The sequence below is a fragment of the Sphingomonas dokdonensis genome, from assembly GCF_002197685.1.
Classification (GTDB): Bacteria; Pseudomonadota; Alphaproteobacteria; order Sphingomonadales; family Sphingomonadaceae; genus Sphingomonas; species Sphingomonas dokdonensis.
The window spans coordinates 332453-353859 of the sequence record NZ_NBBI01000002.1 but is presented as its reverse complement, the minus strand read 5'-3'; the positions used below and the strand labels follow the sequence as shown (position 1 = coordinate 353859).

The window sequence follows — 21407 nt, the reverse complement described above, 5'->3', positions numbered from 1 at the left end:
GCGCCTATGCGCCCGCGCGGCGCGCCGCTCAACCCTTGTTTCGGATGCAACTACCCTCAGGAAAGCGCCGCCGCCGCCCGCGTGGCGAGATCGTGATCGTCGGGCAGCGCGCCGATGATGTCGAACATGCCGTCGCCCCGCGCCTGCGCCACCAGCACGACGAGCTGATCGGCGCTTGCCGGAATGTCGAGCGCGAGGGTGGCGATGGGCGTGTGGCGCTTGCTGCCCACCCCCGCATCGTCACCGCGCGATGCGCTGGGGCCGTCGGCCCAGACGGACGGTGCCGCTTCCACCCGCGGCTGGCTGCGCACGGCGGCGGCAAGCTCGGCATCGAGCTGCGCCTGCTCGGCCGCGCCGACGATCTCCTTCCAGTTGATGACTCCATAGACATGGTCGATCACGTCGCCGTTGGACGAAAACGGCATCAGGATGCCGCGATACAACGTGTTGTGCCCGCGCGTGCCGACGAACTCGGCCTCAAAACCGATCGGCGCGCGGCTGGCGATGATCTGCAGGTAATGATCGGTCAGCCGCGACAGCAGCGATCGCGCCGGCACCTGCGAGATGCGCGTGATCTCCTCGTCCACGCCGCATTCTTCGCTCAGCGCCGCACCGATCGCGATGATCGCCGGATCGTCCATGCCGCTGGTGAAATCCAGCATCACGCCATGCGCCGCGAAATCGGTCGGCCCGGCCGATTCGAGATCCTCGATCGCCGGATAGGACCGGCCCTTCAGCAACGACACCCAATGATTATAGGCGCGAACGTGCATGCGCCGCTCGTCGCTGCCGATCACCTTTGTCGCCTCGCCGATGCCCCCTTCGGTCGGGTCACCGCCGCGGTCAGTGCGCGCCCCATCGTAGCCGCGGATATCCATGATCGTCGTCCCCAGGAGCACATGCTCCGCCGATGCTTTTGCCCGCCACATGGTAAAGACGACGTAAACTCGAGAACCGCTTGCGCCCTGCTCACACCCCTGCTAGGCGCCCGCTTCCAGCGCGCTCGAACGAGCGCTCGTTGCCGCTTTAGCTCAGCTGGTAGAGCATCGCATTCGTAATGCGGGGGTCACAGGTTCGAGTCCTGTAAGCGGCACCACAGATTTTTCAGGTTTAACCTGACATTGCGGCCTCCATGGCTTGCGGTGTGGAGCGACTGGCTCCGGTGGGGTTCCGGTGCAGGGATCCCGGAGCCAGTCGTTCGATATCTTTGATTATGCCCATCAGCGCACGCGTGACGGTTGGAAATTCGCCGACAGCGTAAACCTCAGTCTGGCTGCTGGCGCGATGCCCCATGAAGCCTTCAAGGTCCCATCTCTCGGCGCCGCGATTGCGGGCGATCGTTGCGAGACTGTGGCGAAGCACATAGCCGCGCCATTCGCGCGCCCTTGGCATTCCGAGGTTCAGCAGCATGGTATCCCACGCGCGATCCACGTCCTGCACCGGCCGACCATAATAATTCACCAGCCAACCGCGACCGGCGCGCTCGTCCGGCTTTAGAGCCTCATACTCGTCCAGCTCGGCACTTAGCCATTCCGCCAAGAGCGGCAGCACAGGGAGCATGGCGCGGTGCTTCTTGTTCTGTGCGCGTCCGTGCGGGTTAAGGTCGATATTTGGCGCTCCCCGCCACCATTGCTGCCGATCCGGCGCGACGTTGATATCGACCACCGCACCGGGCCGAGCGATGGTGCAGATTGAGGCGACCAGAAACGCATGGAGCGATTGCCGCTGCTTCCCCGGCTCGGAAGCGTAAGCCACCATGCGCGCCAGTTCCTCGACGCCGATGCGGGTCCGTCGTTTGCGTTGCACCTGCTGCGCCGGCAGCGGCTTGTAGATCGGCCGCTTGTCCGAGCGCGGCGGATCGGCGTTGGCCGCATGGTTCAGAACAGCGATGATCTGCGCAATCGCCGCCTCCGTCGCCGCCGGCGAGCGAGGCCGCGACTTGGTAATCTCGCCCTTGCCGTTCTTCCACGTGACCGGCTGCTCCCGCGACCAAGCGCGCAGCGCATTGGCAAACACCGTGGTGCAGGCCGCGCCGCAGCTCGTCGTGATACCGAACCGCCCTTCGCCGCCTTTCGCTTGCTCAACGTCGAGGAAGTCGAGAACGTGATTGAGCCTCGCCTGGATCGTGTCACCGGAGGCGCGGGTGTCACCCCACTCCAAGCGATAATCTGCGATCGCGTCGGTCAGCAGATACGCCTGCGCCTGCGCAAGCGGCTGGCCACACGCATTGCAGAATGCCGGCGCCTCGTCTGCGTCAGCGAGGTAGCGGCGGTCGAGCGCTAGGATGGCAAGGTCCTCTTGCGCCGTCCCCGTTGTCGCGCTTCGGATGCGTCCCGCAGCGGGATCGTACCACCAGATGGTGAGGTTTGGGGATCGAAGGGAGCCGTCTTTCTTTCGGTCCCAATCGAGCCAGTATTTCCCCCGTCGATAGAGCGGCGTCGCGCGGCTCGGCATCGGGACTGCTCCTTAAGATACTCTGCTTTCGCGCGGTGTGTCAGGTTGAAGAGGCCAAGACTGGCAAGCAGCTCCAGGTCAGCACATTCAAGGCGGATGCCCTTGCCATCCTCAACGGCGCGGCTCAGGCGCAAATCAAGGCGGACGATCGAGGAGGTCGTCATTGCCAAACCCAGCAAGGTGCATCTTGGATCATGGGACTTGCAGCTCAGCGTGCGAGCCGCTCGCCCCGCCGCTCTCCTCACCCTTGTTCCAGAGGCGGAAGAACACCCCAAGCATGTCGACCGCAATCGTGACGAATGCACCATCGCGGTTGCTGGCGATGAGCTGGCCCTCGATACTCTCGCCGCGCCGCCACCCGCTCTCAGTTTTCCAGAAGAACACCGGGCAAGGTAGAGACTGCGCACGAGGCTGACTAAGCAGGTCGGCGAATGCGCTCGCGTGCTGCTCCCAATCATCAACGCCGACGCTCTTGGCAAAGTCGATCAGCGGTTTGCCTACAAGTCTCTCGTCGTTGCCAGCCGCTGCAATTGCAGCTTGTGCTTCTTCCGGCGAACTCTGATCAATGCCAGCTTCGATTTCGGAATTGATGATGTGAGTACGAATGGCTCTCGAAAACGCTATTTCGTCAAACTCGCCCGTCCTCTCCCTTTTAAGCGCATACTGAAAAATTGGTTCGTGCAGCATCACAAGAAAGATGTGCATCTGGTCAGGTGAATAACCGAAGCTTAGGCCCCAGGCGAGAGCGTCACGGTAGATGCCCGCGATCCCCTTCATTGTCTCAATGCTGGCGTTGAAGCGATGAAGGTGCAGCAGGATCGCGGCGATGTTCGCTTCATAAAACGGATAACGCCGTGCATTACCTCGACCGCTTCGCTCGCCATGAGGCCGAATGAGGCCATGACGTATCCAAACGGTGAGATTGTTGTCGGTCATTCCTACGTGAGCCACGAGCTCTGACCGAGCAAATGAGTAAAGCCGTAGGGGTGAGTTGTCCGCTTCATCCCTTGGCACAATCGAGTCGGCCGACGATCCCCACACCGGCAATGGAGAGAGCTTCGGCCGACCCTTTTGAGGCGAGGGTCGATCATCGGAGGGCGCGCTGGTAGTCAGAATCTCACCCTCCGTTCACAACTGGTAGTTGAAGCGGTAATCGACTAGCAGTTGATCCGCAAGTGACTATCTGCGCCTCAAGCCAAGAGCGCTTTGCTCCGCCAGCAGTCATCACGCTTGCCGTTCTGCATCGCGATCAAACATTCCGACCAGCCGATTGTGGGTGTCGATCGCATATTCGGCAGCCACCCAAAGCGTGCCCTCATTTGGAGAACGGCGGCGGCTTGATTCGTTTGCCAGGGCGTCAAGAAGATCGGCAAGGCGCGCGGTTCTGGTCGCGATAACGTCCAGGTCCGGCATGGCAGCGGCCTGCGCCGCGCTCACGATCGCGCCTCGCCTAACATCCGCCGCGCGTCCGCGACGATCGGCGCGATATGCTCGAACGACCAGGCGATCGTGCTGCCCTCGTCTTCGTCGTTCCGGAGGGCGTATTCGATCTTCCAGAGGAGCGCGCGCTGGTGCGGCGCCGGCGTCGCCAGCATTCGCCCTTCGATCGCGTTCATCCACTCGAATGTTGCGTCGCGCGTGCGGCCGGCGCGGTCGCAAGCCGGCGTTCCGTCAACAGTGGTGAGGTAGTGCCGCTCGGCCGCCTTTGCGGCATCACGCGCCACCAGCCAGCGCGCATGAAGCTCCTCCCATGAGTCGTCGGGGGCGCCGGCGGCCGCGTCGAAGCGGGCGAGCACGGCATCGAGAATGGACGCGCGTTTCGGCGCGCCCGTGGTATGGGCGAGAACAGCCATGAACGATCTCCAAGCGATCGGTTGTGGTCAGAGCCGGGTGGAAGTTGACGCTTCCGCCCGGTTCGTTACTTTGGTTGCATGGTAACGGGCGCCAGTCAAGAAACTTTGCAACCACGGAAACGGCGCGGGCCAGCGCCGACCGGCAAGGGTGAGCCTGTTCAGGTGCGCCTTCAGCCCGATCAGCTCGCCAAGCTGGACGCGTGGATCGATCGGCAGGAGCCGCGGCTGTCGCGACCAGAGGCGATCAGGCGGCTTCTCGCGACAGCGCTAAATGCTTGATGAGCGGACGCCGACGATGAGCAAGCTGGGTGAGCGATTACTTGCATTCGGCGAGATAGCTCTCGGTCCGGCAGTAGCCGTTCTTTTTTGGATGACCATGATTCTTATCGTGGTCGCGACACTGGCTCATGGCAGCTTGTTTCAGGCCAACTTTTTCGAAGCGTTCGGAGCAGTCGGCCAAGTTTTATTCGCTGGTGCGGTGTTCTGGTTGGGCTGGCAGCAATTTCAGTTTACCAAGAACTTCATGCAGCGACAGGAAAAGCTCGCGGCGCATTCCATCAGGAGCGAGCTCTACAACAAATTGAAGCCTGTGCGTTTCGCGCTATCGACGCCTCACACAATCGACACAGACTACGTGGAGACGGTCTGGTCAATCTATGAAGAGATCGTTCGTATTTTCAGTCACGATACCGGTCACAAAGTCTCCATGCTGGCTCGAAAGATCAACGATGTATCATTTCATGCTGCCATGTTCGCCAGTGCGCGAAAAGCGGGCGATCACAATGAATTTGATGCCTTGAGGGACAAGCTTAAAGCTCTCGCGATTGAAGCGGACGATTTATATGAGGAAGCACTACTCGCGATGGACGACGAGATAGATATCAACATTTACGACTGATCGGAATCGTCACGGGCTTGGGGCACGAGTAGCAACACAGTTTCTAACGCTCGACGTCCGGCGAAGCTTCGACTGAGAGCCCACGGCGGAGGTGTCCTCCGCCATGCCAGCAGCAAAGGCGCGCTTTTCCGCCGATTTTCTTGGCGATTACGGCCCCGATACCCGCTCGATACCCGCAGGATCGGCCGCCAACGGCGTAGGCGACAAGCGCCACAGATGGTTGAGCGGCGTTGAGCGTGGTCGTGTTCGGCGCCGCAGGAGCCGCTTGCTTACCGACCACGTGATAGCCATCCATGCCGTCTTCGCCATGAGCGTTGTAGCCGGCGCTCGTGGCGGAGAACCCCTCCGCCTCGCTGCCGCATTCTTCAACTGCTAAGCAAAACCATGACGACAGCAGATCAGCCCTCCAGCAATCAGCTCGCCGCGTTTCACGCGCGAGGCCGCCAGCTCCTGATCGAGCAGACGCGCTCGCTGGATATGATCATTCATTCGCTACACAGCATTGACCCAGCTCAAACCAGGCCCTCAGTCTGGGTTCCGACATTAATGCTTCAGGCGGTTGGAGTGTCGGTTCACAGCGTGCTCGCACTAACACGAGAGCGGGACATGGCGATCCGGGACGGCTTCGGTATTGCCCGTTCTGCTGTAGAGACAGCAATCAACGCGGCCTTCATCGCAGTGGAGGGCGAAGAGTTAGCTCAGCGAGCAATCCGGCACATGCGCCAAAAAAGATGGCGCGATCTCCACCGTGAAGCTCGTATCGGTGATTTCCAAATTACCACCTCACGTGATGTCGGCCTGGAAATCGACGATATTTCAGGCCTGCGCGAAGCGTTGGACGAATTTACGCGGAAGAAAGGTGGTGCGGAAATTCGAGAGTGGACTGACGTGAGTTTAGCTGATCGGATCGCGGCAATTTCCGCGAAAAGCCGGCGAGGAGGGCTCGGTCTCGGGTCAGCGTTCTTCGGCATTTACCGCCCAGGTTCTGAGCTTCTCCACGGCAGCTATTATGGAGTGAACTATTTCTGGCAGGGGAGCCGGGAAACACCCGCTCGCGATCATGATGCGTTCGAACACCTCTGGGTGATGGAACATTTTACAACACTACTCTCCTGCATTTTCCTTGGCGTCTCGGGAGCTATCGATGCCATATCGACCATTAACGACTTGCCCGATCATGCGGTACGGCAGGATCTGCTCTCCAGGCAGCTTCAAATTCTGGTGAAGGGCATGAGCGCTGCCGACCCTGACGATCAGCATAGCTTCACAGCTGAGGTCTCCCGACGCGATCCCGACGCTGGGTAGCGTTGATAATGGCGGAGACCGCCTCCGCCGCGGCGACGCATTTCCGTGCATTTTCGGCGGCCGACACCCGCTCTCGACAGCTCCTATACCCGCACCATCGACCGCTGAATTCGTGTGCGTCGGGGTAAAGTGGGCCGGAATCTCGGTTTCGAGTTGCAGAACTATAAGGGTGCGCAAACGGGTGTAGTGTCAATGATCCAATCTCGGCCGTTCACCAGTCATTGGGGCTTGCCCGACTCTGGACGCTCGTTCATCCTATCATGCGGAGCGCGAGCTATGCTCGCGCTCCAGCCACACTTCATGGCTTGGCCGCCACTGGCAGGCGAAAAGGCGCGCCCAACCGGTTGAAGGCATTCATAGCCGCGATGGTGATCGTTAGGTCAACGAGATCCTTGGACGCGAATGCAGCGGAGGCGGCGGCATAGGCCTCGTCGGAGGCGTGGGTGCTGCTGACGTTGGTCACCTCCTCGGTCCAGGCTAGCGCTGCGCGATATTGATCCGGGAACAGGTGCGGCACTTCGGCCCAAACGGGGACCAGCGCCACCTTGTCGATCGACATGGTCTTGAGCAGATCGCGGGTGTGCATGTCGATGCAATGCGCGCACCCGTTGATCTGCGAGACGCGCAGGAAGATCAGGTGGATAAGCTCTTCGGGAAGGCCGGTGCCCTTCGTCACATATTGATGAATGCCGTTCAGGGCCTTGGCGCCTTCCGGCGCGACTTCGTACCAGTTCAGACGCTTGATATCGGTCATGATGTACCCTCGTCGTCAACGCCGACCTCCGGCGCTCGCCGACGTGACGAGATGCGGCCGCACGCCGTGACATCTTGCGCGCATCTTTTTCTTTGACCCTTCATGTCACACCCGCTTGGCCGCCTCGTCATGCGTGCAGGAAACTGCATTGGGAGACACGGACATGAAGATCGTCATCATCGGTGGCACCGGCCTGATCGGCCGCCCGCTCCTCGACTTGTTGCGCAAGGCGGGCCATAAAGTCGTCGCCGCATCGCCGAGCGGCGGTATCGACGCACTCACCGGCGCCGGCCTTGCCGAGGCGCTGGCCGGCGCGTCGGTGGTGATCGACGTCAGCAACGCCCCCTCGTTCGAAGACGAGGCGGCACTATCCTTCTTTCGCGGAACGACGACGAACATCGTTGCAGCATCGCGGGAGGCCGGAATCGGCCATATCGTTGCGCTTTCTGTGGTCGGCACCGACCGGCTCCAGGCGTCGGGCTATTTCCGTGCGAAGCTCGCGCAGGAGCAGCTCATAGCCGCAGCCCAGATTCACTTCACGATCGTGCGCGCGACCCAGTTCTTCGAGTTTCTGGCGACGATCGCGGACGGCTACACGCGCGACAATGGCGTGTACCTGCCGAGCATCGCGCTTCAGCCGGTCGCCGCGGGCGACATCTCGGCAATGCTCGCCGAGGTGGCCATAACCGCTCCCGCCGATGGGATCGTGGAGGTCGCCGGACCCGAGCGGGCGCCACTCGCCGAATTTACCGCCAGCTGGCTCGGTGCCCATGACGATCCGCGCCGCATCACCGTCACCGCCGATCGCGACTATTTCGGCGCTCCCGCCGATGATGCGGCACTAGTCCCCGGTTCCGGCGCGCGGATCATGCCGACCCGGTTCGATGCGTGGCTGCACGCGACAACACCGGAGCACGCCGCATGAACAGGTATCTTCCCCTCGTCTTCGCGGGGCTGCTCGGTGTCGGGGCTGCCGCCAATGGCCTGTTCATGCTGCTTTCCCCGGCCAACTGGTATTTCGCAGTGCCCGGCGTCACCACCACCGGTCCCTTTAACCAGCACTTCCTACGCGATATCGGGCTGATCTTCATGCTGGTTGCCATCGCCCTGCTCGCCGGTGTCGCCCGGCCGGCGACGCGCGTCGCGCTCTGGTCCGCGGCCGCGCTGTGGCTGCCTGGGCACGCCTTGTTTCACGTTTGGGAGGTGGCGGTCGGCATTTGCGGGCCGAGCGCGCTGGTCCAGGATTTCCCGGCGGTCACGCTGCCGGCTATATTGACCGCCGCGCTGGCGCTTTGGGCGTGGCAGAATGCGCGGCGGGACGTCCGCGAACCTCGTCCGGCGGAGGATGTGCGTGCCGCACAATGACGAACGCCTTGCCGATTTCAAAGCGCAACGCCCCCGGCTACTGCGCCTCGGCTACCGCATGCTCGGTTCGATGAGTGAAGCGGAGGACGTGGTCCAGGAGGCCTGGCTGCGCTGGGCCCGAACCGGCGCGAGCGTCGACACGCCCGCGCCCTATCTGACCCGCATCGTCACGCGCCTCTGCCTCGACCAGCTGAAGTCCGCCCGCTCCCGGCGCGAGACCTATGTCGGCGCCTGGCTGCCCGAGCCGCTGATCGGCACCAGCGAGCCAGAAGAGACGATCGCCGACGACGTCACGCTCACGCTGATGATGGCGATGGAGCGACTGTCGCCGCTCGAGCGCGCTGCCTTCCTGCTTCACGACGTGTTCGACACGCCGCTGACGGAGGTCGCGGCTACCCTCGGCCGCGAGCCGGCGGCGGTGCGCCAGCTTGCCGCGCGCGCACGCAAGCACGTCCAGCATGCGCGTCCGCGCTATACGGTCGCCGCGACCGAAGCCGATCGGATCGCTCGCGCCTTCTTCGCTGCCGCGCGTGACGGCGACGCCACCGCGCTGTCCGAGATGCTGGCGCACGACGTCGCGATCCATGCCGATGGCGGCGGCAAGGTGCTCGCCTTCCGCAACGTCATTCGCGGCATTGAGCGGGCGCTCCGCCTGTTCGTTGCGCAGCGGCGCAAGCAGGCAGCACCGCCGACGCTCCTCCATACCACCATCATCGACGGGCTGCCCGGCTTTGTCAGCATCGATCAGGGCAATGTGCTACAGACCACCGCGCTCGACGTCCGCGACGGCCGGATCGCTGCGATCTACATCGTCCGTAATCCCGATAAGCTCCGCCACCTCGACGAGACACTTAAGAGGGACGCAAATGGTACCGTCGGGGATGTGCAATGACCCAATGTCGGACGTTGGGGCTAGCCTCCCGCCTTCCCGACACCGGACGTTTGTTCATGTCAGCTGACAACGATAGGCAGGCGCCATTCGCCCGGCCCCTTGCACGAGATTACCGCAAGGAAAAAGCCATTGCGGATCGCACATCATGGCCCGCGCCATCTGTGGTGTGTATCGCAGCACCCGCAGCACCCGCGACCACGTCAGGTCGTCTTATTAGTCAGCGGGCTCGGACCCGCGAACAGACCAAGCTCGTTAAGTGCTTTACAGCGACGAGGCGGGCAGAACATGAACAAAATTGAGCGAGGCACCGGACGCGTGCTACTCTTGATCCACGGTCTGGGCGGAAGTTGGCGATCGTGGAGCACGATCTTGGACCCGCTCAGCGCGTCGCGAAGAGTTATTGCGGTTGACCTTCCAGGCCACGGCACCACGCTCGCAGAACCTGATAGCGGGACGTTCGACGGTCTGGTCGGCAGTGTCGAGCGGTACATCGTGGGAGCCGGCCTGACCGGCGTTGATGTGGTCGGTAGTTCCATGGGCGCGCGGATCGTGCTCGAACTCGCCCGGCGCGGGATAGTCGGGAACGTTGTGGCACTCGACCCCGGCGGCTTCTGGCGCGGCTGGGAGCGAACCTTCTTCAGGGTTACCATCGGCGCTTCCGGTCGCTTACTGCGAGTGATTAAAGCACGCTTGCCGGCGCTAAGTAGAAACACGGCGTCACGCACGGCCCTGCTCGCTCAGCTCTCCGCACGACCTTGGGCGCTCGATGGACAGATCGTCGCAACAGAGCTGGAGGGGCTCAGCACGACGCCGACATTCGACGCGCTGGTGCATGATCTCGCTACGGGACCTGAGCAGACCGGCCCCGCCGCTATCGGCGTTGGACGGGTTGTCATCGGGTGGGGCAAGCACGACCGGCTGTGCCTGCCAAGGCAGGCCGCGCGTGCGCTAACAGCCTTTCCGACGGCTGAACTCCACTGGTTCGAAGACAGCGGTCATTTTCCGATGTGGGATACGCCGGAAGAGGCGGTCGCGGTCATTCTTGACGCAACTCGGTAAGGCTTCAGCCGCTTTCAACGACTTGATCGCTGCCTACCGGCCGCCTCTTGAATAGAAGGTCATCCCCCCGACTTCGTGATAATGAAGGCGAGTAGAAAGCCGATGACGGCGATCAGCCCGGAATAGTCATGCGTCGATTCAGTCGCCTCGGGAATCATCGTGTCGACTAGCATGGCGAGGATCGCGCCCGCGGCCACTGCGGTCACCGCGGCGATCACCTCTGGACCGGCACTCGCCAGCGCGACGTTCCCCAGCATCGCAGCAAGCCCGGAGGCGAGCGCGATGGCGGTCCTAACCCGAACACGTACCGAGCGCTGCGTCCGGCCTTCTTCATGCCGGCCGCGCTGGAGAGACCCTCGGGCACGTTCGAGAGGAAGATGGCGGCAACAGTCACGGCGCTGACCCCGCTGCCGCCAAGTAGGCTGACGCCGATCACCACCGACTCCGGTATTCCGTCCAGCAGCGCACCCACAGCGATCGCGAGACCGCCACCGCTATCCGCGTCAGGCTGGCGCTCATCGCCGTTTGAGCCGGAACGCTTGCGATGGCGCGCGCCGCGCCGTGAGATGACGATGTTCGCCAACGTATAAACCAGCGCGCCACCGACGAACCCGGCAGCGGTGGAGTCGAAGCCGCCTTGCCGGAATGCTTCGTCCATGAGGTCGAACGCCACAGCCGAGATGAGCACTCCCGATCCGATGGCCATCACGCCAGCGATCAGCCGCTGCGGCAACCGGACGAACCATGCGATCAGTGCGCCCAAGATGAGCGCCGAGCCGCCGACAAAGCCCCAAAGACCAGCCTCGATCATGCCGATCTCATCATCTCGTTGACCTTGCCGACCAAGGCATCGAGCGAGAAGGGCTTAGTCAGCAGTTCCATGCCCGGTTCAAGATGTCCGTTTCCGACGGCGGCGTTCTCAGCATAGCCCGTGATGAAGAGGATCTTGAGGCCCGGCCGCAGCGACCGTCCGGCATCGGCGACCTGCCGGCCGTTCATGCCGTTCGGAAGGCCGACATCGGTAATGAGCAGATCGATGCGGGCGCCAGATTGCAGAACCTTAAGGCCCGCCGCTCCGTCTGCGGCGCCGATCACGGTATAGCCGACCTCGTCCAGGATCTCGTCGACCAGATGGCGGATCGTGGCCTCGTCATCGACGATCAGGACCGTGCCGCCACCTACCCGGTCGAGCACGACCGCTGCGTCGACATCCTCGGCCGTCTCCGCCGTGCCCGCATAGCGGGGAAGATAGATGCACATGGTCGTCCCCTCGCCCACCTCGGAATAGATGCGGACTTGGCCGCCGGATTGCCGTGCGAAGCCGTAGATCATCGACAAGCCAAGCCCGGTGCCCTGGCCGATGGGCTTGGTCGTGAAGAACGGTTCGAAGGCCCGTTCGATCGTCCGCTGGTCCATGCCGGTACCGGTGTCGGTCACGCAGATCGACAGGTACTGGCCGGGCGGGAGATCGCGTTCGCGGGCCGCCCGCTCGTCGAGCCATTTGTTGGCGGTCTCGATCGTGATGCGGCCGCCATCTGGCATCGCATCGCGCGCGTTGATGCAAAGGTTCAGGACCGCGTTCTCGAGCTGCCCGGCATCGATGTTCGCCGTCCACAAGCCGCCAGCCCCGACCACCTCCAGCGCGTTAGCCGGGCCGATGGTCCGCCGCAGTAGGTCCTCCATTCCAGCGATCAGCCGGTTGACGTCGGCCGGTCGCGGATCGAGCGTCTGGCGGCGCGAGAAGGCAAGCAGGCGTTGAGTTAGTGCCGCAGCGCGTCGCCCGGCGCCTTGTGCGGCGAGCACGAAGCGATCGAGGTCGTCGAGTCGGCCTTTGGTCAGTCTCACCTGCAACAGCTCGAGGTTACCCATCATGCCGGTCAGCAGGTTATTGAAATCGTGCGCGAGGCCGCCGGTAAGCTGCCCGACCGCCTGCATCTTCTGCGCCTGGCGGAGCGCATCCTCTACCGCATGCTGCTCGGTTAGATCTCGGCCGATGATGTAGAAAAGGTCGGACCCCTCTTCTGGGACTGCCGTCCACATGATCGTCCGCTTGCCACCGTCGCTGGTAAGGACGTGATCGACGAAATTGGTTACCAGTTCGCCTGCCGCCAGCCGCGCAACGACGTCGGCCGTTGCCGCATGATCGGCGGCGTCGACGATCTCGATGAACGGGCGCGTCAGCAGCTCCTCCTCGCTCCAACCCAGCACTCGCGTCCAGGCAGGATTGACGTGGAGGAGATAACCATCGAGCCGCGCCGTCGCCATCAGGTCGTTAGTCAGCTGCCAAACCCGATCGCGCTCGGCGGTGCGTTCCTGAACGTGCTGCTCCAGCGTCTCGTTCAGCGCGCGCAGCTCCGCCTGGCTGCGTGCGAGTGCGGCATCGGCCCGAACGCGCGCGGTTGTCTCGTTAGTGAAGATGAACAGGCCGGCGATCTCGCCCTGCCCATCGAGAATGCGCGAGTAGGAGAACGTGAACCAAGTGTCCGCCTCCCCGCGATCGGTGTTCAGCTTCCACGGAAGGTCCGTAAAGCGCCGACTGCGCCCGGCGAATGCATCGCGGATGATCGGCTCGGCCTGGTCCCAGGCATCGGCCCAGACGTGGCGAAACGGAGCACCCATCGCCCACTCGAGCCGAGGCCCGAGCAACGGAAAGTAGGTTTCGTTGAAGAAGAAGGTCAGCTCTTCGCGGCCCCAAGCAAGGATCATCGACTCTGGCGAGTTCAGGACCGTGCTGAGCGTCGCCTTGAGAGCTTCCGACCAACCGCCGGGCTCACCTAGGGGGTGATTCGACCAGTCCCGATCGAGGATCAACCGCGTCGCCTCTCCGCCGCCTTCGAGAAAGCGGAGGGGGTGCGGCAAGGAACGCGGCTCGGCAACTGAAAGATCGGTCATGTCGAGGCGACTCTACCTTCCACGGCATCGCTTTAGAATCGCCCAAAACACGTTGGCAGACCAATCGCCTGTACCATCGTTGCTCTGCTATGCAGTCTCGGCAATTGCGAGGGAGAGCCGTCCTCGAGCGTCTTCCTAAGAATAAATGACCCAATTACGGTCATTCGCGACCTGTTCACCGCGTCCCAGCTGCGACCATTCGTTCATTTTAATCTCTGCTATTTGTTCAAGTTGAAGGAGGATCGGTGGCGATGCGGGTTGTGTAAACTTCCATTGAGGTCACCCCAAGCGCCATCGTTTACCAAATCAAAAGATCAGATCCCGAGAAGGCGCCGATATTCCGCCTCGGCGAACCCATAGGTGTCGCCAGCGAGCCGCAGCAGCCGCTCGCGATCGCGGACGATGACACGCCCGCGTACGGAGCGGACAGCCTCATCCTCTTCGAGCTTATGGAGTGCATCGGTTACGCTGCTGCGGCGGACACCGAGCATAAGCCTGAACTCCTCGTGCGTCATGCAGATGTCGTCCTCGCGTACTCGGTCGTGATAGAGCAGGATCCATCGCGCCATCCGTCGCTCGATCGAATGCGCGAGCGACGAGACGATCGTTCTGGACATTTGGGTCATCACCACATCGACGAAGCGGAGCAGAACGGTTCGGATCGCCGGACGTTCGGCCAGTATCCCATTCAAAGCTGCGGCCGACAGCCTCATCGCCGTGCCGTGTTCGGCCCTCATCACCACGTCATGCGACCAGCGCTCGTTGCCAAGTAGCAACTGCCAACCGATGAACCCCTCGCTGCCGACCAGCGCGACCGCGTAGCGGCGGTCGCCCTCGAGCGAGTCGAGTATTGCAGCGATCCCTGTCAACGGGAAGCAGATGCTGTCTGCCGCATCGCCGGCGCGCGCGATCATGTCACCGTTGCGGAACGGCAACAGCTCCAAATGCGGCGCAAGGGCAGCGCGGTCAGCGTCGTCCAGAAGGCATAGCAGCGCATTCGCCTCGCACGGCAACGCGTTGGAACCTGGGGTCAAATCCACCTTCAAAGCCTGATCATCCATGCCGCTGTACATACTTCCGAACCTCGCTGCTCAAACGCCTGCGTCTACTTTCGTACCGAAACGCTGAGGCTCGCCCAATGGTTGGGAAACAGACAGTTACAGGAGGGACCATTGCGCAGAACCATTTCGATGCTGATCGCCGCTTCGACCGCGATGGCGGGCGTTCCAGCGTTCGCCCAGTCGGCGCGCTCGATCACGGCAGCTCCGCCTCCGCCGCCGCCCACGACGTCCGTGCAACCGCCCAAGGCCGCGCCCGACATGCAGGCGGTCCTTGATGCATTGGCGTCGCTCGGTGGAAAGCCGATCGAGACGCTCACGCCTGCGGAGGCCCGTATGCAACCCTCGGCCGCGGACGGAGCAAAGGCGGCGATGCAGAAGAAGGGGATGTCGACCGCGCCCGATCCTGCGGTGACGACGCAGGACCTGCCGTACGGCAGCGATCCCAAGCAGTTCGCGCGCATCTACAAGCCGACGAACGCGCCCGCAGGTGGCAAGCCCATGCCGGTCATCGTCTACTATCACGGTGGTGGCTGGGTCATCGCCAACGTCGGCACCTACGATGCTGCGCCGCGAGCCATGTCCAAGGCACTGAACGCGATCGTCGTCTCTGTGGAATACCGCCACGGACCCGAGTTCAAGTTTCCGGCGCAGCATGATGATGCGGCTGCTGCCTATCGCTGGACGCTGCAGAATGCGGCCAGCTGGGGTGGTGACCCCGCAAGGATCGCGACGGTCGGTGAGAGCGCCGGCGGCAACCTCGCGGTCGCGACCGCGATCTACGCCCGTGACAACGGCCTGACCGCGCCGCGGCACATCGTCTCTGTGTATCCGATCGCGAACAGCAGCATGACGCTACCATCGCGGAAGGATTCGTCGAACGCCAAGCCGCTCAATACCGCGATGCTGCCATGGTTCGGCTACTACTACCAGACGAGTAAGGCCGATGCGCAGGATCCGCGCCTGAACCTTGTCGCGGCGAACCTGCGCGGCCTGCCACCGACGACGATCATCAACGCGCAGATCGATCCGCTGCGCTCGGACGGTGAGACGCTCGCGGCAGCAATGCGCGCGGCGGGTGACAAGGTCGAGCAGAAGACCTTCCCGGGCGTCACCCACGAATTCTTCGGCATGGCCAAGGTGGTGGGCGGTGCGAAGCAGGCGAACGATCTCGCGGTCGCACGGTTGAGAGCGGCGTTCGAGGCACCTGCAGCCCGCCGCTGAACGTGACGGGGGCGGCGTCGAACCGCCGCCCCCTTGCCGGAGAGGACTAACGACCATGACCCAAACCCCCGTCCGCTATTCTCCCGACGTCGAGGACGTGAAACCAGACGAAGCCGAGACGATCATGAAGCTCAACCAGACGTTCGACAAGATTCTGGAAAAAACAGCGGAGGATTATGGTCACGCCGTACGCTCGGTCCACGCCAAGGCGCACGGGTTCCTTCAGGGAACGCTGACCGTCCATGACGGCCTACCCCCCGAACTGGCACAAGGCCTATTCGCGACCGCCGGCCAGCACGAGATCGTCATGCGCTTCTCGACCAACGCGGGCGACATTCTGCCGGACACCATCAGCTTGCCGCGTGGTCTGGCGCTGAAGGTCATGGACGTCGAAGGCGAACGCCTGCCCGGCGCCGACGGACGGACGCAGGACTTCGTCATGGTCAACGGCCCGGTGTTCCAGAACAAGACCGCCGACCAGTTTTTGGGCAACCTGAAGCTCTTGGCCGGCACCACCGACAAGCTCGATGGCACCAAGGAGGCAATGTCCAAGGTTCTGCGCGGTGTGAACACCGTGCTCAGCGCGGTCGGGATTGAAAGCCCGAAGGTGCAGACGCTCGGCGGGGCGCCCAACTCCGATCCGCTCGGCGAGACCTACTTCAGTGTCACGCCGTTCCGCTACGGTGACTACATTGCCAAATTCGCGATCTTCCCCGTGTCCAAGGACCTGGCCGATCAGACCGACACCACGATCGACGCGACTGGCCGGCCGGACGCCCTGCGGGACGTGATCCGGTCAGAGACCCAAGTGCTTGAGATGGAATGGGAACTGCGAGTGCAGCTGTGTCGCGACCTGGAAGAGCAACCGGTCGAGGACCCGACTGTCGAGTGGAAGCAGGCCGATGCGCCGTTCCAGACCGTCGCAACCATTCGGGCAGCCAAGCAGGACAGCCTGACCAAGGACAAGTTTCAGAAGATCAACGAGGAGATGCGCTTCTCGATCTGGACCGGCCTCGCCGCGCACCGGCCGCTCGGAAACATCAACCGGGCACGCAACGAGACCTACCGCCACTCCGCCGACTTCCGCGCTCACGTGAACGGCTGCCCCTACCACGAGCCTGCTGGCGGTCGCGTCTGACCAAGAGGGTGGCGCTCGGTCCCTTGGCGCTGATCGTGAGCAGATCGGCGTGGCGACGAACTGAGCGCTTGATCGTTCTGGAAGCCATCGCGTCGTTGCTTTCGAAGCACAGGTGAGACGGCGGAGCCGACGACACATTCGCGAAACCTTGAACCGCCAGGAGGCTGACAAATGCCGATGATTACCGCTGGCGACCTGAACATGAAGGTGTCGCTTCACGGCGCGGAGGAGGGACAACCGTTGCTCCTCATCCACGGCTGGCCGGATGACGCATCCACGTGGGATCAGGTTGCACCTGCTCTGGCTGCCGAAGGGTTCCGGGTCATCGTCCCGACGTTGCGTGGGTTCGGCGCCACTCGCTTCCAAAGCGACGATGTCTTGCGAACCGGCAACAGCGCGATGTTGGCGATGGACATGATCGCACTCTTGGACGCGATGGGCATCGACCGCTTCGTGGTCGCCGGGCATGATTGGGGATCGAACACCGCCGAGGCCCTGGCCGTCGGGTGGCCCGATCGGGTGGAGCGGATGGCAATGCTGTCGACTCCTCCCCGGCTTGGCGGCATGCCGACACCGCCATTCGAACAGGCCCAGCGGCAATGGTATCATTGGTTCATGGCGACCGCGCGCGGGGCGGAGGTGGTACGTGAAGACCGGCGCGGGTTCACCCATCTGCATTGGGTCAACTGGTCGCCGCCGGGATGGTTCGACGAGGCGACGTTCGAATGTGTCGCTCGGTCGTTCGACAATGCCGACTGGGCCGAGGTGACACTCCACAGCTATCGCGCGCGTTGGGACGAAGCGGAACCCGATGCACGGAGCGTTTGGCTGGAGGACAAGGTCAAGGCGACCAGGACCTTGTCTCTGCCGACGCTCTACATCCACGGCGATGCCGACGGCGTGAACCCTCCCTCGACCGCGGAGGACGTGCGAGCAAAGTTCGCCGGGCCGTTCGCGCGCATCACCATGACCGGGGTCGGCCACTTCCCGCAGCGAGAGAACCCGCAAGCGGTGGTGCGCCACCTCCTTACCCTCTTTGCCGGCAATCCCGCCGCGCTCACCGATGTCACCGATAGGAACCTGTCCATGAAGAAAGCCGCCCCCTATGCCGCCGGGATCGCCGCCATTGGCTTGTTCGCCGCTGCGGCAGCCGGCGTCGCCCACGCGCAGGGACGCAGCGCGCAGCTAACGCAGGTGGCGCAGTTCGACCATCAGGCGACCGGCGTCGCCGTGACCGAGGATGGTCGCCGCTTCGTCAACTTCCCCCGCTGGACCGACGACGCGCCCATCTCGGTTGCCGAGGTGATGAAGGACGGATCCTTACGCCCCTATCCCGACGCGAAGTGGAACAGCTGGCGCAATGCCCGCGCCAACGAGCTGCCGGTCGCCGATTATTTCGTCTGCGTGCAGTCGATCGTACCCGATGGTCACGGCAACCTGTGGGTGCTGGATCCCGGCGCGCCGGGCAACGAGAAGATTCTCGAAGGCGCGCCCAAGCTCGTCCGCATCGATTTGGCATCGAACACGGTGACGAAGACCATCCCGGTTCCCGGCGACGTGGCGTTGCAGGGCACCTACCTCAACGACATCCGCTTCTCGCCCGACGGCAAGACCGGCTACATCACCGACAGCGGCACGCGCGGCGCGATCATCGTCGTAGACCTGGAAAGCGGCAAGAGCCACCGCGCGCTCGACGGCCATCCCTCCACCCAGATCGACAAGACGGTGAAGGTCACGCTCGACGGCAAGCCGCTCGTCCGCCCCGACGGTCGCCAGCCCGCCTTCGCTGCCGATGGCATCGCGATCTCCAAGGATGGCAAGACGCTCTACTATCAGGCGCTGACCGGCAAGACGCTCTACTCGATCGACACCGCCAAGCTGCGGCCGGACATCAGCGAGGCCGACCGGGCGGCAGCGGTGAAGACGGTCGCGCAGACCCACGTCGCTGATGGTCTGTGGATGAGCAAGGCGGGCGTGCTCTACCTGACCTCGCCGACCGATTACGCGATCAAGCGGCTGAACGGAGCGACCGTCGAGACGGTGCTGACCGACCGCCGCCTGCGTTGGCCCGACACCTTCTCGGAAGGCCGTGACGGGACGATGTACGTCACCGCTAGCCATATCCAGGACACCAACTGGTTCACGCCTGGCGCACCGCCGTCGATCAAGACGCAGCTGTTCTCCTTCGCACCCGCCAAGTGATCGGACATCCCATGACCTATCTGCAATACTCGCCCGACATTGAAACACGAGAGCCCGGCGAACAGGAGAGCATCGACGGCATCATCCAGGGCATGACCCAGGAGAGCCAGACAGTCGAGAAGCGTGATGGGCATGCGGTACGGGCTAGCCACGCCAAAAGCACGGCCTGTGTGATCGGCAAGCTCATCGTCGCGCCTGGATTGCCGCCTGAACTCGCACAAGGCCTCTTCGCGGAACCAGGCACGTTCGATGTCGCCGTCCGTTTTGCGCAAGGGCCCGGTGAAAAACTCGGTGATCGCGTCTCGACCCATCGCGGCATGTCGATCAAGGTGTTCGGCGTCGAGGGCGCGAAGCTGCCCGGCCATGACGCGCCGACGCAGGACTTCGTCCTGGCCAGTGGCACGACCTTTCCGGCGGGGACCGCCGCCGGTTTTCTTTCGCAAGCCAAGAAGATCGGCCTGACGGTTCCCATGCCCGAGGGGGTGAAGAGCGCAGCCGCCTCCGTCGCTCGCAACATCAACAAGGTCCTGAACGCCGTCGGCGCCGGTCCAAGCCCGACGCTCGACTTCTATGGCCACCCCTTCAGCCACCCGCTGATCGAGGAATATTTCAGCCAATGTCCGTTGCGCTTCGGCGACCATGTCGCCAAGATCGGGGCCTTTCCCGTTGCCGCCGAGCAACAGGCGCTCGCTGATTGGCAGCTCAACCCACATCAGGACGAGGATGGCTTCCGCCAAGCCACGGTCGATTACTTCGCGGGCAACGATGCGGTGTTCGAGCTTCGGGCGCAGCTATGGACCGATGGCGAGACGCAGCCAATCGAGGACACCTCCGTCGATTGGCCGACGAGCGAGAGCCCGTACCGCACCGTCGCCACGATCCGGCTGCCGCGGCAGTCCGCCTATGGTCCCGACCGCGTCCGCTACTTCGACGAGGTGATGACGTTTCGCCCGGCTCATAGCCTCGAAGTCCATCGCCCGCTGGGCGGTGTGATGCGCGCGCGGCTGCAGGTCTACCAAGCGCTCGGCGATTTTCGCCATCGCGAAAACGGCATCGCCGCTGCGAACACCGCCACCATCCAGGACATTCCAGCCTGAGCTGAACGCCAGTGCTGCTGATGATGAAAGGACAGTTATGAAGCTCGAAAGCAGGAACACCGGTCAGGCGGAGAACGCGTGATGGCGCGCTTTTCCGACAAGGTCATCGTCATCACCGGTGCCGCCTCCGGGATCGGTGAGGGCGTGGCGCGCCGCTTCGCCGAAGAAGGCGCGACGCTGGTGCTGGGCGACATCGACAAGGGTGCGCTCGACGAGCTGGCGGGTGAACTGGGCGGGACGGTCGAGACCCGCGAAACTGACGTGTCCGACCGCGCGGCATGCGAAGCCCTGGTTCAAGCCGCGGTCGACCGCTTCGGTCGAATCGACGTGTTGGTCAACGACGCCGGCGTCGACCATCTGGGCAAGGTGGACGAGGGCAACTTCTCCGAATTCACCAAGGTGATCGAGACTGACCTCTACGGCGTCGTTCACATGAGCCGCGCGGCGATCGCACACTTGCGCCGGTCGAAGGGCTGCATCGTCAACGTCTCGTCGGTGTCCGGACTGGGCGGCGACTGGAATCACAGCTTCTACTGTGCGGCAAAGGGCGCGGTGAGCAATTTCACCCGCGCGCTGGCGATGGACGAGGCGAAGAACGGCGTGCGCGTCAACGCGGTCAACCCGTCGCTCACCTACACCGCGCTGACCGCAGGGATGAAGAAACAGCCCGAGCTGATCGCCAAGTTCGAGGAACGCATCCCGCTCGGGCGCGGCGCCGAGCCTGCCGACATCTCGGGCGCGATCGCGTTTCTCGCCAGCGAGGACGCGCATTTTGTGACGGGCGTGAACCTGCCGGTCGACGGCGGGCTGACCGCATCCAACGGGCAACCGCCGCTGTCGTGACTGTCGGGGCGGGCCATGCGTCCGCCCACTATTCAGGATTGGACCATGCCGCTGGTGCCTGATCCATCACGGGCAAATCGCTCAGGTCGATTGATTCACGTCGCAACAATTTGACCCAGTTTCGGTCGTTCACGCCTGCTCTGCCGCTACCCGTAAGCGGACGTTCGTTCAGGGAGATGCTACGGCCGGGAATGGCCGCCAGCAGACTGTCTGCTTTCAATACAGCGATCACCTGAAGCAGAAACAAAGATGCTGCTGACGCAGTCTACCTTAGCGGATCGCTTGCTGAGTTGCGGCATCAAAGCGACGTTGTAACTTAGCTGGTGTCTGCTACTCTCAACTCCGTTCGAAATCGCACTTCTCCGCGAGCGCA

Annotated in this window: 23 protein-coding genes and 1 tRNA gene; 12 read left to right on the top strand and 12 right to left on the bottom strand. The window is 63.1% G+C overall.

Annotation, left to right across the window (positions count from 1 at the left end; genetic code table 11):
- Positions 1-56: 56 nt before the first annotated feature.
- A complete protein-coding gene (locus tag SPDO_RS06555) occupies positions 57-878 on the bottom strand; it encodes a PAS domain-containing protein (RefSeq protein WP_143559601.1) in 822 nt (273 codons plus the stop codon).
- A 142-nt stretch (positions 879-1020) separates the two neighbouring features.
- Between SPDO_RS06555 and SPDO_RS06550 the strand changes: the two genes are divergently transcribed.
- A tRNA-Thr gene (locus SPDO_RS06550) sits at positions 1021-1096 on the top strand.
- Between the two features lie 14 nt (positions 1097-1110).
- On the opposite strand, the gene SPDO_RS06545 is transcribed toward SPDO_RS06550, so the two are convergent.
- The 4 genes from SPDO_RS06545 to SPDO_RS06530 all read right to left on the bottom strand — a co-directional run bounded on the left by SPDO_RS06545 (position 1111) and on the right by SPDO_RS06530 (position 4307).
- A complete protein-coding gene (locus SPDO_RS06545) occupies positions 1111-2454 on the bottom strand; it encodes a site-specific integrase (RefSeq protein ID WP_088366667.1) in 1344 nt (447 codons plus the stop codon).
- A 192-nt stretch (positions 2455-2646) separates the two neighbouring features.
- Positions 2647-3390, bottom strand: coding sequence for a hypothetical protein (locus tag SPDO_RS06540; RefSeq protein ID WP_143559600.1), 744 nt, complete (start codon positions 3388-3390; stop codon positions 2647-2649).
- Between the two features lie 288 nt (positions 3391-3678).
- Positions 3679-3891 carry a hypothetical protein gene (locus SPDO_RS06535; protein ID WP_088366665.1) on the bottom strand — a complete coding sequence of 71 codons (213 nt, stop codon included), beginning with the start codon at positions 3889-3891 and terminating at the stop codon, positions 3679-3681.
- On the bottom strand, positions 3888-4307 hold the full coding sequence (locus tag SPDO_RS06530) for a hypothetical protein (RefSeq protein ID WP_088366664.1): 420 nt from the start codon (positions 4305-4307) through the stop codon (positions 3888-3890). Before SPDO_RS06530 ends, SPDO_RS06535 begins: the two co-directional genes overlap by 4 nt.
- Before the next feature lie 295 nt (positions 4308-4602).
- Here SPDO_RS06530 and SPDO_RS06520 point away from each other — a divergent pair, with 295 nt between their 5' ends.
- Both SPDO_RS06520 and SPDO_RS06515 read left to right on the top strand, forming a co-directional pair.
- Positions 4603-5205, top strand: coding sequence for a hypothetical protein (locus tag SPDO_RS06520; RefSeq protein WP_143559599.1), 603 nt, complete (start codon positions 4603-4605; stop codon positions 5203-5205).
- 384 nt (positions 5206-5589) lie between these two features.
- Complete coding sequence (locus SPDO_RS06515; protein ID WP_088366661.1) at positions 5590-6510, top strand: DUF5677 domain-containing protein; 921 nt, start codon at positions 5590-5592, stop codon at positions 6508-6510.
- 298 nt (positions 6511-6808) lie between these two features.
- Here the strand turns inward: SPDO_RS06515 and SPDO_RS06510 are convergent, their stop codons facing one another.
- On the bottom strand, positions 6809-7264 hold the full coding sequence (locus SPDO_RS06510; protein ID WP_211280011.1) for a carboxymuconolactone decarboxylase family protein: 456 nt from the start codon (positions 7262-7264) through the stop codon (positions 6809-6811).
- 163 nt (positions 7265-7427) lie between these two features.
- On the opposite strand from SPDO_RS06510, the gene SPDO_RS06505 reads away from it, so the two are divergent.
- From SPDO_RS06505 to SPDO_RS06490, 4 genes are all read left to right on the top strand, one after another.
- On the top strand, positions 7428-8189 hold the full coding sequence (locus SPDO_RS06505) for an SDR family oxidoreductase (protein WP_088366660.1): 762 nt from the start codon (positions 7428-7430) through the stop codon (positions 8187-8189).
- On the top strand, positions 8186-8629 hold the full coding sequence (locus SPDO_RS06500) for a hypothetical protein (RefSeq protein WP_088366659.1): 444 nt from the start codon (positions 8186-8188) through the stop codon (positions 8627-8629). The genes SPDO_RS06505 and SPDO_RS06500 overlap by 4 nt, the downstream gene beginning before the upstream one ends.
- Positions 8610-9521, top strand: a complete 912-nt coding sequence (locus tag SPDO_RS06495) for a sigma-70 family RNA polymerase sigma factor (RefSeq protein ID WP_211280010.1) — start codon at positions 8610-8612, stop codon at positions 9519-9521. The genes SPDO_RS06500 and SPDO_RS06495 overlap by 20 nt, the downstream gene beginning before the upstream one ends.
- Positions 9522-9806: 285 nt before the next feature.
- Complete coding sequence (locus tag SPDO_RS06490; protein ID WP_088366657.1) at positions 9807-10580, top strand: alpha/beta fold hydrolase; 774 nt, start codon at positions 9807-9809, stop codon at positions 10578-10580.
- Positions 10581-10639: 59 nt separating this feature from the next.
- On the opposite strand, the gene SPDO_RS17040 is transcribed toward SPDO_RS06490, so the two are convergent.
- From SPDO_RS17040 to SPDO_RS17150, 5 genes are all read right to left on the bottom strand, one after another.
- Complete coding sequence (locus tag SPDO_RS17040; RefSeq protein WP_143559598.1) at positions 10640-10837, bottom strand: hypothetical protein; 198 nt, start codon at positions 10835-10837, stop codon at positions 10640-10642.
- A complete protein-coding gene (locus SPDO_RS06485; protein ID WP_143559597.1) occupies positions 10795-11391 on the bottom strand; it encodes a ZIP family metal transporter in 597 nt (198 codons plus the stop codon). The genes SPDO_RS17040 and SPDO_RS06485 overlap by 43 nt, the downstream gene beginning before the upstream one ends.
- Positions 11388-13472, bottom strand: coding sequence for a hybrid sensor histidine kinase/response regulator (locus tag SPDO_RS06480; RefSeq protein WP_088366656.1), 2085 nt, complete (start codon positions 13470-13472; stop codon positions 11388-11390). Before SPDO_RS06480 ends, SPDO_RS06485 begins: the two co-directional genes overlap by 4 nt.
- Positions 13473-13786: 314 nt before the next feature.
- On the bottom strand, positions 13787-14533 hold the full coding sequence (locus SPDO_RS06475) for a Crp/Fnr family transcriptional regulator (RefSeq protein ID WP_158212158.1): 747 nt from the start codon (positions 14531-14533) through the stop codon (positions 13787-13789).
- A gap of 44 nt (positions 14534-14577) precedes the next feature.
- Positions 14578-14793, bottom strand: coding sequence for a hypothetical protein (locus tag SPDO_RS17150; RefSeq protein ID WP_245829252.1), 216 nt, complete (start codon positions 14791-14793; stop codon positions 14578-14580).
- Between SPDO_RS17150 and SPDO_RS06470 the strand changes: the two genes are divergently transcribed.
- The 5 genes from SPDO_RS06470 to budC all read left to right on the top strand — a co-directional run bounded on the left by SPDO_RS06470 (position 14792) and on the right by budC (position 21034).
- Positions 14792-15754: an alpha/beta hydrolase gene (locus SPDO_RS06470; RefSeq protein ID WP_245829249.1), complete on the top strand. Its 963-nt coding sequence runs from the start codon at positions 14792-14794 to the stop codon at positions 15752-15754. The two genes, SPDO_RS17150 and SPDO_RS06470, sit on opposite strands and share 2 nt — an antisense overlap.
- A gap of 55 nt (positions 15755-15809) precedes the next feature.
- Positions 15810-16892, top strand: a complete 1083-nt coding sequence (locus SPDO_RS06465) for a catalase family protein (RefSeq protein ID WP_088366653.1) — start codon at positions 15810-15812, stop codon at positions 16890-16892.
- Between the two features lie 171 nt (positions 16893-17063).
- A complete protein-coding gene (locus SPDO_RS06460; protein WP_088366652.1) occupies positions 17064-19094 on the top strand; it encodes an alpha/beta fold hydrolase in 2031 nt (676 codons plus the stop codon).
- An 11-nt stretch (positions 19095-19105) separates the two neighbouring features.
- Positions 19106-20191, top strand: a complete 1086-nt coding sequence (locus SPDO_RS06455; protein WP_088367015.1) for a catalase family protein — start codon at positions 19106-19108, stop codon at positions 20189-20191.
- A gap of 81 nt (positions 20192-20272) precedes the next feature.
- Entirely contained in the window at positions 20273-21034 is a 762-nt protein-coding gene (budC, locus tag SPDO_RS06450; protein WP_088366651.1) for a meso-2,3-butanediol dehydrogenase, read from the top strand.
- A 28-nt stretch (positions 21035-21062) separates the two neighbouring features.
- Here the strand turns inward: budC and SPDO_RS16660 are convergent, their stop codons facing one another.
- On the bottom strand, positions 21063-21266 hold the full coding sequence (locus SPDO_RS16660) for a hypothetical protein (protein WP_143559596.1): 204 nt from the start codon (positions 21264-21266) through the stop codon (positions 21063-21065).
- Positions 21267-21407 lie beyond the last annotated feature (141 nt).

Coding starts and splice junctions, on each gene's coding strand:
- SPDO_RS06555 (WP_143559601.1), bottom strand. CDS start 878: ATGGATATCCGCGGCTACGATGGGGCGCGCACTGACCGCGGCGGTGAC.
- SPDO_RS06545 (WP_088366667.1), bottom strand. CDS start 2,454: ATGCCGAGCCGCGCGACGCCGCTCTATCGACGGGGGAAATACTGGCTC.
- SPDO_RS06540 (WP_143559600.1), bottom strand. CDS start 3,390: ATGACCGACAACAATCTCACCGTTTGGATACGTCATGGCCTCATTCGG.
- SPDO_RS06530 (WP_088366664.1), bottom strand. CDS start 4,307: ATGGCTGTTCTCGCCCATACCACGGGCGCGCCGAAACGCGCGTCCATT.
- SPDO_RS06520 (WP_143559599.1), top strand. CDS start 4,603: ATGAGCAAGCTGGGTGAGCGATTACTTGCATTCGGCGAGATAGCTCTC.
- SPDO_RS06515 (WP_088366661.1), top strand. CDS start 5,590: ATGACGACAGCAGATCAGCCCTCCAGCAATCAGCTCGCCGCGTTTCAC.
- SPDO_RS06510 (WP_211280011.1), bottom strand. CDS start 7,264: ATGACCGATATCAAGCGTCTGAACTGGTACGAAGTCGCGCCGGAAGGC.
- SPDO_RS06505 (WP_088366660.1), top strand. CDS start 7,428: ATGAAGATCGTCATCATCGGTGGCACCGGCCTGATCGGCCGCCCGCTC.
- SPDO_RS06500 (WP_088366659.1), top strand. CDS start 8,186: ATGAACAGGTATCTTCCCCTCGTCTTCGCGGGGCTGCTCGGTGTCGGG.
- SPDO_RS06495 (WP_211280010.1), top strand. CDS start 8,610: ATGTGCGTGCCGCACAATGACGAACGCCTTGCCGATTTCAAAGCGCAA.
- SPDO_RS06490 (WP_088366657.1), top strand. CDS start 9,807: ATGAACAAAATTGAGCGAGGCACCGGACGCGTGCTACTCTTGATCCAC.
- SPDO_RS17040 (WP_143559598.1), bottom strand. CDS start 10,837: ATGCTGGGGAACGTCGCGCTGGCGAGTGCCGGTCCAGAGGTGATCGCC.
- SPDO_RS06485 (WP_143559597.1), bottom strand. CDS start 11,391: ATGATCGAGGCTGGTCTTTGGGGCTTTGTCGGCGGCTCGGCGCTCATC.
- SPDO_RS06480 (WP_088366656.1), bottom strand. CDS start 13,472: ATGACCGATCTTTCAGTTGCCGAGCCGCGTTCCTTGCCGCACCCCCTC.
- SPDO_RS06475 (WP_158212158.1), bottom strand. CDS start 14,533: ATGGATGATCAGGCTTTGAAGGTGGATTTGACCCCAGGTTCCAACGCG.
- SPDO_RS06470 (WP_245829249.1), top strand. CDS start 14,792: ATGCAGGCGGTCCTTGATGCATTGGCGTCGCTCGGTGGAAAGCCGATC.
- SPDO_RS17150 (WP_245829252.1), bottom strand. CDS start 14,793: ATGTCGGGCGCGGCCTTGGGCGGTTGCACGGACGTCGTGGGCGGCGGC.
- SPDO_RS06465 (WP_088366653.1), top strand. CDS start 15,810: ATGACCCAAACCCCCGTCCGCTATTCTCCCGACGTCGAGGACGTGAAA.
- SPDO_RS06460 (WP_088366652.1), top strand. CDS start 17,064: ATGCCGATGATTACCGCTGGCGACCTGAACATGAAGGTGTCGCTTCAC.
- SPDO_RS06455 (WP_088367015.1), top strand. CDS start 19,106: ATGACCTATCTGCAATACTCGCCCGACATTGAAACACGAGAGCCCGGC.
- budC (WP_088366651.1), top strand. CDS start 20,273: ATGGCGCGCTTTTCCGACAAGGTCATCGTCATCACCGGTGCCGCCTCC.